Below are 979 nucleotides of genomic sequence, written 5' to 3'. Positions count from 1 at the left end.
CCCTCTTGCTGTTTGCTCACGTCCATACCCAACCTCTTTCTCTGCAAGTCCAACTTATCCACAGGCTCACCCGGGCTGAGTGTCCGCGTTGCTGTCTTTCTTTTTCATTCTCATTGTCTTTATCCTTATCGATGACGACACTAAGTGACTGTCCGTGACTGTCCGTTAGTGTCTCACGGACACTAAGCGACACTCAGTCCTGGGTGATTTTCGCAAACCGCCCTTTGCGGTCTTCCTCAATGCAGGCCTGAATGCCTGCATGCAGATCATCGACGATGCGGCGTGCGCGACCGTGTTGCTGAATGCGATCCTGCACAAAGACATCGATCCACTTTATCTTGCGGGGATCTCCCGCCAGGACCGGTGCAAGCGAGGCCACATCTTCTGTCAGCCTATTGAGGCGCCGCTTGTGGGAGGCCGCCTCCACACGAGCTGCATGGTTTGCGCGAGAGGCAAAGGCCGTTGTGACAATCCGAGTCACCACGGGGTGCATCAAGCGCAGCTCATCACCGGCGCGGCATGGCACCCAACCATGAAGCGGGCCATATTCTGTGCTGCAAAGCCGTTCGAAGTGATCACAATCCACCGCGGGCTGGATCATGCGCGCGAGGCGCTTCATGTCCCGTGGCAAGGTTCCAACTGGGGTCTCTGAATGGGCCAGATTGACCAGTTCAAACCACATGGATTTGCACTCATGTGACCCGTTCCAGCGCATGTCTGAACTCAGCCAGCGCCGGAATTCCCACTGGACAAACCCATGGGTGTCCAGGCGGCAATCCGCATCGATGGGATATTCGGGCAGCGCATCGATTGCTGCGGGTGAAACCACGGCATGTAAGGTCATCGCGACACCTCCAATGGAATAATCGGCTGCAAACACGTCATCATGCGGCCCTCCGCAAGCTGTCAGCAAAGAAGGCAGGCGCGCCCGGATCGCTCAGCATGACCAGAATGGCGATATGCCCGGCCGGGGCTGTCA

General features: G+C 57.2%; 1 protein-coding gene. It reads right to left on the bottom strand.

Features of this window, described 5'->3' with window-relative positions:
* Nucleotides 1–193: 193 nt before the first annotated feature.
* The gene (locus KUV39_RS18680) at nt 194–844 is read right to left on the bottom strand and encodes a hypothetical protein (protein ID WP_222460647.1); all 651 of its coding nucleotides are present in this window, start codon (nt 842–844) and stop codon (nt 194–196) included.
* Nucleotides 845–979: the final 135 nt, after the last annotated feature.

Source organism: Phaeobacter italicus (genome assembly GCF_019801785.1).
GTDB classification, from domain to species: domain Bacteria; phylum Pseudomonadota; class Alphaproteobacteria; order Rhodobacterales; family Rhodobacteraceae; genus Phaeobacter; species Phaeobacter italicus.
This window is presented reverse-complemented; position numbering and strand designations above follow the sequence as displayed.

Coding starts and splice junctions, on each gene's coding strand:
- KUV39_RS18680 (WP_222460647.1), bottom strand. CDS start 844: ATGACCTTACATGCCGTGGTTTCACCCGCAGCAATCGATGCGCTGCCC.